At 51.3% G+C, this 15,170-nt stretch carries 12 protein-coding genes and 2 pseudogenes; 1 reads left to right on the forward strand and 13 read right to left on the reverse strand.

What is annotated here, in order from left to right:
• A pseudogene (locus AB840_RS17250) lies at positions 1-770 on the reverse strand (hypothetical protein); the annotation flags it as partial.
• 1 nt (position 771) lies between these two features.
• Between AB840_RS17250 and AB840_RS17255 the strand changes: the two are divergent.
• The gene (locus AB840_RS17255; protein ID WP_160300570.1) at positions 772-1,020 is read left to right on the forward strand and encodes a hypothetical protein; all 249 of its coding nucleotides are present in this window, start codon (positions 772-774) and stop codon (positions 1,018-1,020) included.
• Between the two features lie 211 nt (positions 1,021-1,231).
• Here the strand turns inward: AB840_RS17255 and AB840_RS13800 are convergent, their stop codons facing one another.
• The 12 genes and pseudogenes from AB840_RS13800 to AB840_RS13855 form a co-directional block, all read right to left on the reverse strand.
• Entirely contained in the window at positions 1,232-2,134 is a 903-nt protein-coding gene (locus AB840_RS13800; RefSeq protein WP_048515428.1) for a filamentous hemagglutinin N-terminal domain-containing protein, read from the reverse strand.
• A 390-nt stretch (positions 2,135-2,524) separates the two neighbouring features.
• The gene (gene gatB, locus AB840_RS13805; protein ID WP_048515429.1) at positions 2,525-3,964 is read right to left on the reverse strand and encodes an Asp-tRNA(Asn)/Glu-tRNA(Gln) amidotransferase subunit GatB; all 1,440 of its coding nucleotides are present in this window, start codon (positions 3,962-3,964) and stop codon (positions 2,525-2,527) included.
• Positions 3,964-5,427, reverse strand: coding sequence for an Asp-tRNA(Asn)/Glu-tRNA(Gln) amidotransferase subunit GatA (gene gatA / locus AB840_RS13810; protein WP_048515430.1), 1,464 nt, complete (start codon positions 5,425-5,427; stop codon positions 3,964-3,966). The genes gatB and gatA overlap by 1 nt, the downstream gene beginning before the upstream one ends.
• A gap of 11 nt (positions 5,428-5,438) precedes the next feature.
• A complete protein-coding gene (gatC, locus tag AB840_RS13815) occupies positions 5,439-5,729 on the reverse strand; it encodes an Asp-tRNA(Asn)/Glu-tRNA(Gln) amidotransferase subunit GatC (protein ID WP_048515431.1) in 291 nt (96 codons plus the stop codon).
• Positions 5,730-5,790: 61 nt separating this feature from the next.
• Entirely contained in the window at positions 5,791-7,791 is a 2,001-nt protein-coding gene (gene ligA, locus AB840_RS13820) for an NAD-dependent DNA ligase LigA (RefSeq protein WP_048515432.1), read from the reverse strand.
• A gap of 27 nt (positions 7,792-7,818) precedes the next feature.
• Positions 7,819-9,192 (reverse strand): threonine/serine exporter family protein, encoded by a 1,374-nt coding sequence (locus AB840_RS13825; protein ID WP_048515433.1) that lies wholly within the window; start codon positions 9,190-9,192, stop codon positions 7,819-7,821.
• Between the two features lie 15 nt (positions 9,193-9,207).
• Positions 9,208-11,409: a DNA helicase PcrA gene (gene pcrA, locus AB840_RS13830; protein ID WP_048515434.1), complete on the reverse strand. Its 2,202-nt coding sequence runs from the start codon at positions 11,407-11,409 to the stop codon at positions 9,208-9,210.
• A 75-nt stretch (positions 11,410-11,484) separates the two neighbouring features.
• A complete protein-coding gene (locus AB840_RS13835; RefSeq protein WP_048515435.1) occupies positions 11,485-12,756 on the reverse strand; it encodes a manganese-dependent inorganic pyrophosphatase in 1,272 nt (423 codons plus the stop codon).
• 131 nt (positions 12,757-12,887) lie between these two features.
• Positions 12,888-13,229, reverse strand: a complete 342-nt coding sequence (rplS, locus tag AB840_RS13840) for a 50S ribosomal protein L19 (RefSeq protein WP_048515436.1) — start codon at positions 13,227-13,229, stop codon at positions 12,888-12,890.
• Between the two features lie 152 nt (positions 13,230-13,381).
• Positions 13,382-13,945: a hypothetical protein gene (locus AB840_RS13845; RefSeq protein WP_048515437.1), complete on the reverse strand. Its 564-nt coding sequence runs from the start codon at positions 13,943-13,945 to the stop codon at positions 13,382-13,384.
• 225 nt (positions 13,946-14,170) lie between these two features.
• Positions 14,171-15,001 (reverse strand): putative porin, encoded by an 831-nt coding sequence (locus tag AB840_RS13850; protein ID WP_160300571.1) that lies wholly within the window; start codon positions 14,999-15,001, stop codon positions 14,171-14,173.
• A pseudogene (locus AB840_RS13855) lies at positions 14,952-15,170 on the reverse strand (hypothetical protein); the annotation flags it as partial. The gene AB840_RS13850 and the pseudogene AB840_RS13855, both read right to left, overlap by 50 nt.

Raw genomic sequence — 15,170 nt, forward strand, 5'->3', positions numbered from 1 at the left:
TGGCCTTGTTCGGAATGGCCGGCCTGGTCAATGCGGATTTTATCCGGATTCGTCACCCAGTCACTGCCGACGCGCTTGGCAGAAAAGGCGTCATTTTCATTATACACAGCGGCAGCCTTAAGCGCCAGGTCTCCCAGGCTTTCGATCTTCGCGCCGCGGTTGCGGATCGTGCCTTTGGCGGTCAGGGTCATGGCATTGCCGCTGTATAGGAGGGCGCCGGCGCTGTTCAGAAGGGTATCGCCGGTCATTGTGAGATCGTGCCGGGCGGCGATGGCGGCCGAGGTATGTGTTCCCATTTCCGTCTGCACAGCCCGGACGACGGCAAGCTGGGTGTCATAGTCCTTCGCGGCTGCGGCGATATGGTCCTTATATTGCTGTACCTGCTCATCGGAGGTGAATCCCGTCACGTCAACGGCATAGGCAGCTTCCAGGGCCGTTTCCTTTTCCGTAAGGACTTTCATTTCCTGTTCCAGCTGCTCTTCCCGTGCCGTATTCTTGCGGTTTTCGATAGACGACGCCTCTATCGTCACATCGTCGCCGTAGATACGCCCCGTTTCGTGGTTTTTGACGTGATTGGCCGTGATGTCCGTGGTGCCGCTGGCCGTGATGAGGCCCATGTTATCTACGTCGTGGCTGTGAAGGGTCACGGTATTGCCATTGATCGTCCCCGTATCCGCATTGACAATGCCTGTTTGGGCATCAAGGGAGACGGTTTGCCCCCCTTCGATTTGTTTTACATTGGTCAGGATCCCGTCCGTATGGAGGGTCACGTTGCCACCGGCCCGGATGCTGCCGAACCCATCGGCGCTGGCCGTATTATCCAGCGCGTCTGTTGTCGTAACGGTAGTGCTGCCGCCGCTGGCCAGGAGGCCCGTCAGGGGCAGGGCGTCTGCCGTGATAGAGAGGTTCTGCCGGGCCGTGATCTTGCCTTTTTCCATGTCTATGGTCTTGGCAACGACAAGGGCTGCGTTTTTCTGCGACGAGATTTCCCCGGCCTTTGCCGAGATTGTATCGGCGTGAATGACTGCGTCGCCGCCGGCTACGAGCTGGGCCTTGTCGTTTTGGACAGACTGGGCCTGGATGGTCAGGGATCCCGTTTTATCTGCCTTGCCGTCGCGGCTGATACCGGCGCCGACGACACCCGTATTGACGAGGCCGTGTTCGGCGTGAAGGGAGGCATTGCCGCCGCTGGCCAGGGTCTGGTCATTCTGAATGGTTTGCGCATGGACATTCATGGTGCCGTCGTTGTACAGGCGACGTGGAGGTCTCCATTGGCTTCGAGAACCATATGCTGCGTTGCCGACAGGGTGCCTTCCATATTAACGCCCAGGCCTTTTTCCGTTCCCACGAGAAAGATGCGGTTGGCGTACATGCCGCCGATGGCCGCCACGTCCAGCGTGACTTCGGGGCGTTTGCCCGTGCCGTTCCCGGCCTTGACGGTCAGACCCGGGTAAGAGACGTCGTTGACTCCGGTGATGACATGGGCTTCGTTGGCCCAGATGCCGGCATTGATCTGCGCGGCCCGGGTCAGGATGGCCAGGCTGTCTGTCCGGGTGGCGTCGAGACCGGCCCCCTCGATGCGTATGGTGCCGCCGGTGACGCGCAGGCCCGAGAGATCGCCATTGCCATCATAGGTCGGGCGACCTGTGGTGAGCATGGCGTGGGAGGTGTTGAGGAAGCCCCCGCCGTTCACGGTAATGCCGTTGGGGTTGGCTACGACGACGCTGGCCCGGGCACCGGCCACTTCGAGGAAGCCGTTCATGGCAGACCGGTTCGTGCCGGTGACTTCATTGACGATGATTTTCGCCGGACCGCGGTTCATATTGGGGGTGCCCTGGACGTATCCGGCCAGCTGGGTGGTAGTCATGCCGTGGGAGTTGTTGAGGATGGCGCCCTGCTGGGGGACGTTGAAATTGCGGTACTGGTTGCGGGAGACACCGCCCTTCGTCGGTCCCGTGATCTGGACGAGAGGGACGCCGTTGACCGTCTGCTGGACTAACGGCTGATGCGCTGCCGGGGCGTTTTGGTCCGGCAGGATAGGCGGGGCCGCCGCCAGGACGGTCCACGGTTCTATGCAAAAGATGCCCAGCAGCATCCAGGCCGTGATTTGGTGCGCTAATGTTCGTTGTTTCATAGGTATTGCCTCCTCGTGTCTGCTTGTCTTGCAGTACGAATGACGTGCTGTACAAGGCGTATGGTACGATATGCGTGGGTATGTACTATGAGAGATAAATCTATTCACTCCGCCGGTATCTCTGATCATGCCACAATAAAAGATTGTCTTTCTTTAATTATAAACATATCTTAGACTATACTTACTATATATTGTAGACCCGTTTTCATAAAATAGAAAGTAATTATTTACACATTCTTGTTATTTTGATATTTCCATACCAAAATAAGTTGGAATAAGAATACTGTAAACGTATCGTGATCGACAAAAGTCTAATTTTTTTCAACAAACAAAAAACGCCTGTTCTCCCACGGCAGGGGGAAAACAGACGTTTCATATGTATGTCTATATTTATTGTAGATTTTTCGTCAGCAGTTCATTGACGGCGCCGGGATTGGCCCGGCCTTTCGTTTCCTTCATGATCTGTCCTACAAGAAAACCGATAGCTTTCTTTTTTCCGGCCCTATAGTCGGCGACAGACTGGGGATTGGCTGCAATAATCTTTTTGACTATTTCTTCCAGCGCACCTGTATCGGTAATCTGCACCAGTCCCTTTTCCTTGACGACGGCAGCCGCTGTCTTACCGGAGGACCACATTTCAGGAAGAACGGTTTTGGCAATCTTGCCGGAAATCGTTCCCTTGGCAATAAGCCCCAGTAATTCGGCCAGCCGGTCCGGCTGCACCGGCGCCTGATCGGCACGGAGACCTTCTTCATTGAGCTTTTTGGCAAATTCTCCGAGCATCCAGTTAGACGCTGTTTTAGCGTCAGCTCCATCCCGGACAACCGCTTCAAAATAATCGGCGGTTTGTTTTTCCAGAGTCAGAAGGTTGGCATCATATTCCGGAAGGCCGAGTTCTTCCATAAACCGCTTGCGGCGAGCATCCGGCATTTCCGGCAATTCACCGCGGACTTCTTCAATATATGCCGGAGCTACCTCGATAGGGATCAGATCCGGTTCCGGGAAATAGCGATAGTCGCTGTCCCCTTCCTTGATACGCTGCAGGACTGTGATGCCCTTGGCTTCTTCCCAGCCTCGCGTAGCCTGCTGGATCGTGCCGCCTTCATCGAGAATTTGGGCCTGTCGCACAGCTTCATATTCAATGCCCTTCTGGACGCCGCTGAAAGAGTTGATATTTTTGATTTCCGTTTTAGTACCTAAGGTCGTACTGCCGACAGGGCGAACAGAAATATTAGCATCACACCGCATGCTTCCTTCTTCCAGCCGGCAGTCGGATACGCCGAGATACTGCAAAACAGCACGCAGCTTTTCCAGATATGCCCGTGCTTCTTCACCGCTGCGCAGCTCCGGTTCCCCGACGATTTCCAGCAGCGGCACGCCGGTCCGGTTGTAATCAACGCAGGTCGAATCAGAGGTATCGATGGTTGCGCCGCTGTGCACAAGCTTGCCTGCATCTTCTTCCATATGAATACGGGTCAGATGGATGCGCCGTGCCTCCCCATTTACTTCAATATCGACATAGCCGCCCTTGCAGATAGGCAGGTCAAACTGCGACGTCTGGAAATTTTTAGGCAGATCGGGATAGTAATAGTTTTTCCGGTCAAATTTGCTGAAGGGCAAAATATCGCAGTGCAGCGCCAGCCCCGCTTTAATAGCAAAGTGAAGCACTTCTTTATTAAGTACCGGCAGTACGCCGGGCAGCCCCAGGCAGATCGGGCAGACATGCGTATTCGGTTCAGCACCGAATTCCGTACTGCAGCCGCAGAAAATTTTGGTTTTTGTCTTTAATTCGACATGGACTTCCAAACCGATGACGGATTCGTATTTCATCAGAGTTCAACCTCCCCCATAGGCGACGGCCTGCGCAGATCCGTGCGATGTTGTTCAAATGTATAAGCAGCGCGCAGCAATGTTTCTTCATCGAGGGCCTTGCCGATAAGCTGCATGCCCACAGGCAGTCCGTTCTTGTAGCCGCAGGGAATGCTGATCCCCGGCAGTCCTGCCAGATTGAGCGTGACGGTGCACACGTCACCAAGGTACATAGCCAAGGGATTATCGTCGTTCTGACCAATTTTAAAGGCCGTATCCGGCGCCGTCGGCGTCAAAAGGATGTCACACTGCTTCAACGCTTCATCGTAATCCTGCTTGATCAAGGTCCGGACCTTCATAGCCCGCAAGTAATAGGCATCATAGTAACCGGAGCTTAGTACATACGTCCCCAGCAGGATACGGCGCCGCACTTCCGGCCCAAAGCCCTGCGAGCGGGTCTTTTGGTACATATCAACAATATCCTTGCCTTCGACGCGCAGGCCAAAACCAACGCCGTCATAGCGGGCAAGATTGGAGCTGGCCTCTGCCGGGGCGATGATGTAATATGCCGCAATGCCGTATTTGATATGCGGCATACTGACGGAAACGATCTCTGCACCGAGCTGTTTATATGTTTCCATAGCTTCTTCCAGAGATTTGCGGCACGCTTCATCTAGTCCTTCTCCGAAAAATTCCTTGGGAATACCGATTTTCATACCCATGACGTCGTTGACAAGAGATTTTTTATAATCCTTCGGTTCCTGCGGAATCGACGTCGAATCCTTGACGTCGTGACCGGTGATCGTGTTGAGAACGATGGCGCAGTCCTCCACGTCATGGGTAAAGGAACCGATCTGATCCAGCGATGAGGCAAAGGCAATCAGGCCATATCGGGATACGAGACCGTAGGTCGGCTTGATACCGACGACACCGCAATAAGCCGCTGGCTGACGGATAGAACCGCCGGTATCAGATCCCAGGGCCCAGACACATTCGTTAGCCGCTACGGCCGCTGCTGAGCCGCCGGACGAGCCACCGGGCACATAGTCCGCATGCCACGGATTATGGGTGATCTGAAAGGCTGAATTTTCCGTAGAACTGCCCATAGCAAATTCATCCATATTCGTTTTGCCCAAGCTCACATAATCGGCAGCCATGAGCTTATCGATGATCGCAGCATTATACGGCGATTTAAAATGTTCCAACATCTTGGAGGCACAAGTCGCCTGCTGTCCTTTGATGCAGATATTATCCTTGATAGCGCCGGGAATTCCGGCTAAATCAGCAATATTCTCGCCTGCAGAAATTTTTTTATCTACAGCGGCTGCCGCTTCCAGGGCAAACTGCCGGTTATCTGACAAAAACGCCTGTATCCGCGGTTCTACCGCATCCTTATGTGCCAGAAATTTTTTCGTCAGTTCAACAGCGGAAAGCTCGCCCTTGACAAGTTTATCATGCAAGCCATGTATCGTTAACGGTTCCACACTACCCCTCCTCAATCCTGAATAACCTTGGGAACCTTGAAATAGCCATTTTCCGGTTCCGGTGCATTCTGAAGCGCCTTATCATTGGGCAGCGACGGCCGGGGCACATCGTCGCGCATGACATTGCGCATGGATACGGCATGCGCCGTAGGCTGTACATCCGTAATGTCGACCTGGCTGATAAGATCCATGTACGACAAAATGTCGTTCAGCTGTTTCCCGGTAGAATCGATCTGATCCTCTTTGATTTCCAGCCGGGACAACAGTGCGATTTTCTTAATTTCTTCGGCACTGATTTTCATAGAGACACTCCTCACAGAAAAATTTTATACTCATTCACAATACATTATTATAACATCTTTTCTATTCCCTATCCAGCCAATCTCGGAATTCGGCCTCCGTAATGATGCTCGTTCCCAATTTTTTCGCCTTTTCATATTTACTGCCCGGTTCCGCACCGACGACGACCAAGGTCGTCTTCTTGGTGACAGATGCCGTACATTTGCCGCCTCGGTTTTCCACAGCCGCCTCTGCCTCCTGCCGTGTCATAGTCTGCAGCTTGCCCGTAAGGACGACAATTTCACCGTCAAAGGTGGTATTAATAAGTTTTCTCTTTTCAGCCGTCATATCGACAGCATACGCTTGCAGCTTTCGTATCAAAACCTTATTTTTTTCATCAGAAAAATACGAAACTACGCTTTCGGCAATACGAGGACCAATTTCATCAATGCCAGTCAATGCTTCTGCCGAGGCCGCCATCACCGCCTCGACCGAGCCAAAGCACTCCGCCAGAATACGGCCGGCCTTGGCTCCGACAAAACGGATTCCCAGAGCAAACAGGACACGTGCCAGGCCTACGGACTTGCTGGCTTCAACGGCACGGATCAGATTATCCGCCGATTTTTCACCAAATCCTTCCAGCTCTACCAAGCACTCCTTTTTCAGTCCGTATATATCAGCCACATCGTGAATCAAATGCCGCTTCAATAGCTGCTGTACAATAGCATCGCCCAGGCCGTCAATATTCATGGCGTCCCGCGACACAAAATGAGCAATCTTTTCGCCGATTACAGCGGGGCATTCCGGATTGACACAGCGTACGGCCGCTTCCCCGTCCTTGCGCACCACTGGGGCACCGCACGACGGACATACAGCCGGCATCACAAAGGGCTGTTCCGTACCGTCTCTGCCGGCAAGGACCGGCCGGATAACTTCAGGAATGATTTCTCCAGCTTTTTGGATAACCACCGTATCGCCGATACGTATATCCTTTTCCTTGATGTAATCTTCGTTGTGAAGCGTTGCCCGTTTGACCGTCGTGCCTGCCAGATGCACAGGCTGCAAATCTGCCGCCGGCGTCAGGACGCCAGTGCGTCCCAGACTGACGGAAATCCCCAGCACCTTGGTCTGGGCCTGTTCCGGCGGGAATTTATACGCAATGGCCCAACGCGGTATTTTCACTGTATTGCCCAGGCGGGCTTGCTGGGCAAAAGAATTGACCTTGACGACGATTCCGTCCGTCGCATAAGGAAGAGAATCGCGCCGGTCGTCCCAGCTATGAATGAAGCGGATGACTTCCTCTATGGTGCGAAACTTTCTATATTCCTGATTGACCTGAAACCGGAATTTTTTCAAATCCTCCAGCAGCGCCTCCTGACTGGGTATCTCGATACCAATAGTACCTCCCAGGGCATAGGCAAAAAAAGCCAGCTTGCGCTGCGCCGTAATCTGCGGATCCATCTGCCGCAGCGATCCTGCCGCGGCGTTGCGCGGGTTGGCAAAAGGTTCCAGCTCATCATCCCGGCGCTGCGCATTCAGCTTTTCAAAAGACCGCACGGGCATGTATACCTCGCCGCGGATTTCGATGTGAGGCGAATCGCTGTCGATACGCAGGGGAATCGTGCGAATCGTGCGGACATTATTCGTAATATCCTCTCCGACTCGTCCGTCACCACGCGTAACACCGCGGACAAAGCGGCCCTGCTCGTAAATCAAATTGACAGCCAAACCATCTATTTTCAATTCGACAACGTACTCCAGCTCCTCGCCACCTAAATCATGGCGGACACGCTGATCAAATTCTGTCAATTCTTCATCATTGAAAACATCTCCCAGACTCAGCATCGGCCGGTCATGGGTATATTTTTCAAAGCCCCCGGAAATTTTCGAGCCGACACGCTGCGTCGGCGAATCGGGCGTTACCCATTCAGGATGCTCCCTTTCGATATCCTCCAATTCCCGATACATCATATCGTATTCATAATCGGTCATGGTTGGCGTATCCAGCGTATAATATTGATAACTCAATTCATCTATTTTTTTGCGCAGTTCGAGCAGCCGAGCCTGCAGCTTTATCGTATCCATAGGGACCTCCTTCTATTGTCCGGCTTGCTATTTCAAATTACTGGCCTGATCTATATCGGATTCAGTTTCATACATGCTCACATCTCCGGCACGGGCAGCCGCCAGCAGATGCTGTAATTTTTTATGTTTGGATCGTTCGATAAACTGATGGGCCAGCATATCCGGAATGGTCACGCCGATCGCAATGGCACAGACGATCATCAGGGACTGGACGCCACTCTGTACCGCTACCAGCAAGTGCTGCGAATCCAGCGACGTAACATAAAACATCCCGATAAGCAGACGGTACATAAGCACGCCGGGTATCATGGGAATGACCGCGGGAATCGTCACGACAGAGTGGGGCGTGCGGATCCAATGCGCAAATTTAAACCCTATGACACTGACAACCGCCGCGCCGGCAAAAGAAGCCCAGGCCTGGGGCATCCCTACGCCTAAGGCCAACAGATTCCGTGTTCCCACGGCAATAACGGCACCGCCGCCGGCGACCAGAAGCAACCGGGGTGGAATGTTGAAAATAACAGAAAAGCCTATAGCGGCCAATGCCGCCGCCACAGCCTGAGAGCTGTAAATACCGTCAGGAACGATACTGTACGTCGAATACGCCGGAATTTGGCAAATGCTGATGGCCCCGACGATACCGAAGGTCATGGCAAAGACAATCAAGACCGTATACGCCGCCCGCGTCATTCCCGAAACGATATAATTATTCATTAAATCATCAAAAGAATTGATAAGCGGGATTCCCGGCACAAGAAACAGCATGCAGGCAATCATGGGAAACCACGGCGTATCTGAGCCGGGAAGAAAGCTGGTCCAATATGCGATAATGGTAGACGCACAGGCCGCAGCCGCGGTACAGACATAGCCGTTGATTCCCAGCACATTGCACCACCGCCGCACCCAGAAACCAATGCAGGCAGCAACGGCAGTATACACAAAAGCAATCCAGTCGCAGCCAAACAATTTGCAAAAGCCGCCGCAAGCAATGCCAGCCGCAATGGAGGTGACCAACGGTGAATAGTGACGCGTTTTGTTTTCCAGGCGCATGCGGTCCAAACTGCTTTTGAACGCCCCGAGGACATACTTTTCCTCCAAGGCTTTCCATGACAGCTGGCTGACATCAATAATACTAGCCATATTGATGCCGTGACTGCGGCATTTTCGAAATACCGTATACGACTCTTTTTCATCATCATAATTAACCATAATCGTCGTATACGTCATATGAAAATTGATGTATTTCCAATACAGCCCCAGATAAGCTGCAGCCCGCAGCATATCTCGGACAATACTTTTGGAATCGCCGCCGCTTTCCATCATGAGCTGCCCAATATCCAAAATCAGCTCCATTTTGTCCTTCAGCGGCGCGTTTTTCAACGAGCCTACCTTTTCGTCCATACTGATCACCTGCTTTTATGCCTTTTCCAACGGCGCGTATTTCACTACAACCTGGCGAACGCCCTTGGTGGGAAACTGAATTTTCATCTGCATATTCGGCCCCTCTCCAATGACCTCCAACACCGTGCCGATACCCCATATTTTGTGCTGTACCTTATCTCCCACCGCAAAGGAAGCATCTACAGCATGTTTTTTCGGCAGGCTCGTCGCCACGGGCTTGGATAAAATAGAAATCCGCTGCTGGCCCGGGACAAACGACGTATTCTGCGGCGAAACAGCAGTGCGGCGGCGATACTCTTCCAAGAGGGTATCCGGTATTTCCGACAGGAATCGGCTCGGCAGATACGCGGAAACACGGCCGTACATGGTCCGTGTCGAGGCATTGGTCACATAGAGCTGCCGTTCAGCTCGTGTAATACCCACATATGCCAGACGCCGTTCCTCTTCAATCTGCGCCGGATCCATCAAGGTTCTGCTGTGGGGAAACAGCCCTTCGTCAAGTCCTACAAGAAAAACAATGGGAAATTCCAACCCTTTGGCAGCATGAAGCGTCATGAGCGTGACCTTGGACTCACTGCTTTCAAACTCATCCACATCGCTCACCAATGCTACATTTTCCAAAAAATCCTGCAAATTCCCCTGCGGATTGGAATCCATATAATCCTTGGCAACGGACAAAAATTCACCTACGTTTTCCCGACGGCTTTCCCCCTGCGGGTCATGCTCGGCATCCTTGTCGAGCATCGCACCATAGCCGGTCTGCTTGATAACCTCTTCAATAAGTTTCAGCACATCCCATTCCCCGGCATGATTGAGCAGTTCAAAAACCGTCACGGCAAACGCCTCAAGAGACTCCCTGGCCCGCTTCGTCACAGGAAGTTCCTCTGTTGAGGATAAGGCTTCAAATAGCGAAATTCCCTGCGCCTCGGCATATTCAGCAATATGCTCCAGCGTCGTCGCACCGATATTTCGCTTGGGTACGTTGATAATACGGGTCAAGCTCAAACTATCCTCTGGATTATGCAGCAAGCGCAGATAGGCAATGACGTCCTTGATTTCCTTGCGGTCATAAAACTTTGTGCCGCCCACCATCGTATACGGAATAGCGTACCGCATCAGTTTTTCTTCCAATACGCGGGACTGCGAGTTGGTCCGGAATAAAATTGCCATATCGCCATACGGTTCATGCTCGATTTCATGACGGTTGTATATGACCCCAGCGACATAATCCGCCTCATCATGCTCAGTCTGCGCATGATAATGAACAATTTTATGTCCGTCCGGATTTTCTGTCCACAATTCCTTTTTAGGACGGCTTTCATTATTATCAATAACCGAATTCGCAGCATTCAAAATTGTTTTAGTCGAACGGTAATTCTGTTCCAGTTTAATAGATGCCGCATCGGGATAATCACGCGTAAAATCGATGATGTTACGGATATCGGCACCGCGCCACGCGTAAATACTCTGATCCGCATCTCCGACGACGCATATATTGCGCCACCGCGCTGCCAGCAGCTTGGTCAGCGTATACTGCGCATGATTGGTATCCTGATATTCGTCTACCAGAATATACTGAAAACGGGATTGATATTTTTCCCGTACTCCCTCATTTTCCTGCAGCATCCGCACGGTCAGCATCAGCAGGTCGTCAAAATCCAAAGCGTTATTTTCCTTTAGCTTTTTGGCATACAGCTTGTAAACCTCGGCCACCTTTTGTTCATAGAAATCGCCGGCTCGGTCGGCAAAAGCCGCCGTATCCATGAGCGCATTCTTTGCCGAGGAAATCGTCCCCAGAACAGACCGCGGCGGAAACTGCTTATCATCCAAATTGATGGTTTTCAGGCAATCCTTTATCAAGGTCATCTGATCCGTGGCATCATAAATAGTAAAATTGCGTGTATATCCCTGAAAGCCATCTACTTCAAAGCGTAAAAATTTAGCGCAAAAGGAATGAAACGTGCTCAGCCATATGCGTTCAGCCTGCGCGCCCACAAGTTTCTGCACGCGTTCGCGCATTTCCTTGGCCGCCTTATTGGTAAAGGTAATCGCTAAAATACGGTACGGCGCCACTCCTTTTTCCAGCAAATGGGCAATGCGGCAGGTCAAAACCTTAGTTTTCCCCGACCCGGCACCGGCAGTAATCAGCAGCGGCCCTTCCGTATATTTCACAGCTTCCAGCTGCCTGTCGTTCAATGTAGCAAATATAGGATTCATACAAACTCCTTACCCTGTTTTATCCAGTCAAAAAGGCCTCACCGTCGTGATGGGGCCTTTTATATACAGAATATATTATTTCAAAGCAGCCAAAATCGGCGGCACGATCTGTTTTTTACGGCTCATGACGTTTGGCAGGTACACTTCCTTGGACAGCACGTCCTTGGCAAATGCCTTGCTGACGGTATCCTCCATATCCCCGGCAAAAATAAGGTTCGTCGATTCATCAATAATGCTCGTAATCATCAGAAAAGAAGCGTCATAGCTCTTGGCGGCACGCATTTTTTCCAGTGCGCTGAGGAGCACCGTTTTCTGTGCCAAAAGCTCCGACGTGTCCATGACCTGTACCTGAGAAATCGTAAAGGTCTTGCTGCCGTTGGAAAATTCCTTCATATCATTCCGGGCAATCTGATCTGGCGTCAGGTCAGATACATTGGCACCAGCCTTGAGCAATTCCATGCCATAAGCCTGAATATCCACCCCGGCGGCAGTAGCCAGCTTTTCAGCCGTTTCCTTATCCTGCGGCGTGCAGGTCGGAGAACGGAACAGCACTGTATCGGAAATCACCGCCGACAGCAGCAGCCCTGCGATTTCCTTCGGTACAGCAATATGAGCCTGTTCATATAACTCGGTAACAATCGTCGCCGTACAGCCCACGGGCTTGAATAAAATAAAGATCGGCCCGTCCGTATACAACGTCCCGCCAATGCGGTGGTGGTCGAGGACTGTAATGATTTCAGCCTCGTCAATCCCATCAATAACCTGCTTCTTTTCATTATGGTCTACCAAGATGACCTGCTGTTTTTCCACCGCTGCAACGCCATCAGCACAAACCATGCCAACGTATTTGCCGCCGTCTACAACGACAAATCTGCCGTCAGCCGGTACATCATGCCCGTTATCCCCGGGACCGAACGTAACCTCCGGATCATGGACCAATGCCTTCACTGTACTCAATTCCCTGCCGGCAACGGTATTGATAAATTCTCCAGCCAGGCTGGCCCGGTCGAGGATGCCGGCAAAATTACCGTTATCTATGACCGGCGCTGCGCCGCCCTCATGGGCGTCAAACCATTTCGCGGCGTCCTTCAGGCTGGCGCTGGCCAGCAGCGGTTCTATATCAGTATACACAGCATCGCTGACCTTGACATAAAAATCAGTTACGACCTGCTGCGGTTCTACATGGAAATACTCCAGTGCAAACGCTGTTTCCTTATTAATATCACCGGCACGGATAGGAACTGCGTCCACTCCCTGCAGCTGTTTCAGCTTTGCATATGCAATGGAAGAACAAATGGAATCTGTATCAGGGTTCTTGTGCCCTGTAACAAAAATCTGTTTTGCCACGATTATCACCTCATTAAAATTATATCTTACTCTGCACTTGGCTTTTATTATACCATACGACAGCGCGGGAAAGCAAAAAACAAGGCTCGGAATCTCTTCCAATCCTTGTTTTATGTGTTCTTGTTCGGGAATTACCGACGTTCGCGAATACGAGCGGCCTTGCCTGTCAATCCGCGGAGATAGTTCAGTTTTGCACGGCGAACGATACCATGACGGACGACTTCGATTTTAGCCAAACGGGGAGAATGCACCAGGAAAGTACGTTCCACACCTACGCCATAGGAAATACGGCGAACCGTAAAGGTTTCGCGGACACCGCCGTTTTGACGGCCAATAACGACACCTTCAAAAATCTGTACACGTTCGCGGTTGCCTTCGACGACCTTTACATGCACCTTGACGGTATCTCCCGGGCGAAATGCCGGAATGTCCTGACGAAGCTGTTCTTGTTCAAGCACGCTGATAATATTCATTTCTTTTTCCTCCTATAAGACATTCGTATCCATCGTTGCCGCCGCTTGCGGCAATCGAAAAACGGACAGAGGACTGCCTAAATTAACAAGCAGTATTTTACCATAAAACACGGCTTATTGCAAGCCTTACGCACTCTTATTTTATGCGGTATTTACATCTTGACTCCGTTCGGTACAAAGCTGCGGGCCATATGGGCAATGATCTTATCATATTTGTCCCTTTTCGCTGTCGGGTACACGACTGAAAACGCCGTATACGACTTATCCTTGTCATTGAGATACAATTCATGATAATACGACTGTTTACCATCCGTCCAGCCGATAGCATAGCTGTTTTTGGTTTTGATATCCGTCGTCAGGCTCGGCGTGCCGTTGACGCCGACATCCATATTACGCAGCTCATCAATCGAAAAACCCATAGCGTTTTTGGCCGCATAGGTCGTAAACACGGCATCATCCTGCGGGTCCTGGAAATAACACCCATCGCCGTTGACGGACACATCCGCCTGCGTAGCCGCCTTGGGAATATCAATAACGTACCCGTATTGGCTGTTATAATACTGGTAATAATTTTTATCCTTTGCTTTCATCACCTGTACTACTTCATAGCTATCCTTATTAGAGCTTTTTATCGTCATTTGATCATCTGCAAAAGCAGTAGAACCGGCAATAACCGCGATCCCGGTCAGAAGCAATGCTATTTTCTTTACATTCATACAAATCTCCCTTTCCGCATATGAATTAAGTCTAAGACACCCATTCGCACCAAGTTCTCGATAATGCAAATAATAGATGCAAGAATTCTCTCACATCTATTATGCATTATATCATATATAAAATTCTAAAAACAAGAAAAACAAAAAGGCAAGAGCAAACTGTAAAAAAACTGTAACACTGCAACGCTCTTCATACGGGCTGCCAAACCCGCCTTGACGGAGTCATCAGAATTTGAACGTGGCCTGAATCCGCGTATAATCTCCCAGCGTAAAATGTTCCGGCCCGTACAGTGTATCCCGCTTGCCGATGCCCTTAGCGCCGAAGGTATAGAACGCTTCAAGTAAGAAATCTTTGGCCGGGACATAGCCGCCGCTGATGGTGAAGGATTTGATGCCGTCCATATAGCGGTCCGGCACACCCTCCGTGCCGTTGCCGCCGAAGAAGGAGTCGTGCTGGAAGTATTTGTAGTCCGCAAAGGCATTCCAGCTGCCGGGCTGATCCGTATCGGCCTCGCCGATATCGACGCGGGCTACCCAGAACCGAGGGGTACTGCCGTTGCTGCGTCCGGCGATGTCAAAGTCCGACGTACCCATTTCGTGGTTATAGATCGTATTGCCGTTCATGAAGCGGCCGAAGTCCGTGCGATTCTGGCCCCAGTCATAGGACAGGCGAATGTTATCGCCGATGCGCCAGGTCGCGCCAAGACCGATGACGTTGGCTAGCTGGTCGAAGGAGGCCACGTCGTTGTGGTCCCCGTTGGCATAGGCGATGGAATGGGTGTCGTCGCCGACGGAGCGCAGATACCATGCCGGGACACCGAAGTCGTCGCCAAATTGGTGCTTGGCCTGGGCGAAAACGGCTTTGTCGATGGGCGGGATTTGGTCTTGGACGAGGACCGTGCCGACAACAGGAATAAGGCCTACCGTTCCATCATCTAAGAAAGTTAACGGTAGAGAGCTGCCATCTTCTGGATTCGGGATTGTCAAGTAAAGTGTGTAAATTACTTTAAATTGAAACCTGATATTTTCGTACCATGGTGCCAATCCGTTCGTCAATAACCAGCTGATTCATCACTATGGCCCAATTGCGAATGGAGTGACCGTGCCATTTTTGATAAAGTTCCTTAATCCGTAAATAAAACACCTTAAAAACGGCTGTTTCATTGCTGAAAGCGCCCTGTTTTGTGACCTTGCGGAAACTTGAGTTGACGCTCTCTATGGCATT

This window comes from Megasphaera cerevisiae DSM 20462 (assembly GCF_001045675.1).
Classification (GTDB): domain Bacteria; phylum Bacillota; class Negativicutes; order Veillonellales; family Megasphaeraceae; genus Megasphaera; species Megasphaera cerevisiae.

Coding starts and splice junctions, on each gene's coding strand:
- AB840_RS13800 (WP_048515428.1), bottom strand. CDS start 2,134: ATGAAACAACGAACATTAGCGCACCAAATCACGGCCTGGATGCTGCTG.
- gatB (WP_048515429.1), bottom strand. CDS start 3,964: ATGAAATACGAATCCGTCATCGGTTTGGAAGTCCATGTCGAATTAAAG.
- gatC (WP_048515431.1), bottom strand. CDS start 5,729: ATGAAAATCAGTGCCGAAGAAATTAAGAAAATCGCACTGTTGTCCCGG.
- ligA (WP_048515432.1), bottom strand. CDS start 7,791: ATGGATACGATAAAGCTGCAGGCTCGGCTGCTCGAACTGCGCAAAAAA.
- AB840_RS13825 (WP_048515433.1), bottom strand. CDS start 9,192: ATGGACGAAAAGGTAGGCTCGTTGAAAAACGCGCCGCTGAAGGACAAA.
- pcrA (WP_048515434.1), bottom strand. CDS start 11,409: ATGAATCCTATATTTGCTACATTGAACGACAGGCAGCTGGAAGCTGTG.
- rplS (WP_048515436.1), bottom strand. CDS start 13,229: ATGAATATTATCAGCGTGCTTGAACAAGAACAGCTTCGTCAGGACATT.
- AB840_RS13845 (WP_048515437.1), bottom strand. CDS start 13,945: ATGAATGTAAAGAAAATAGCATTGCTTCTGACCGGGATCGCGGTTATT.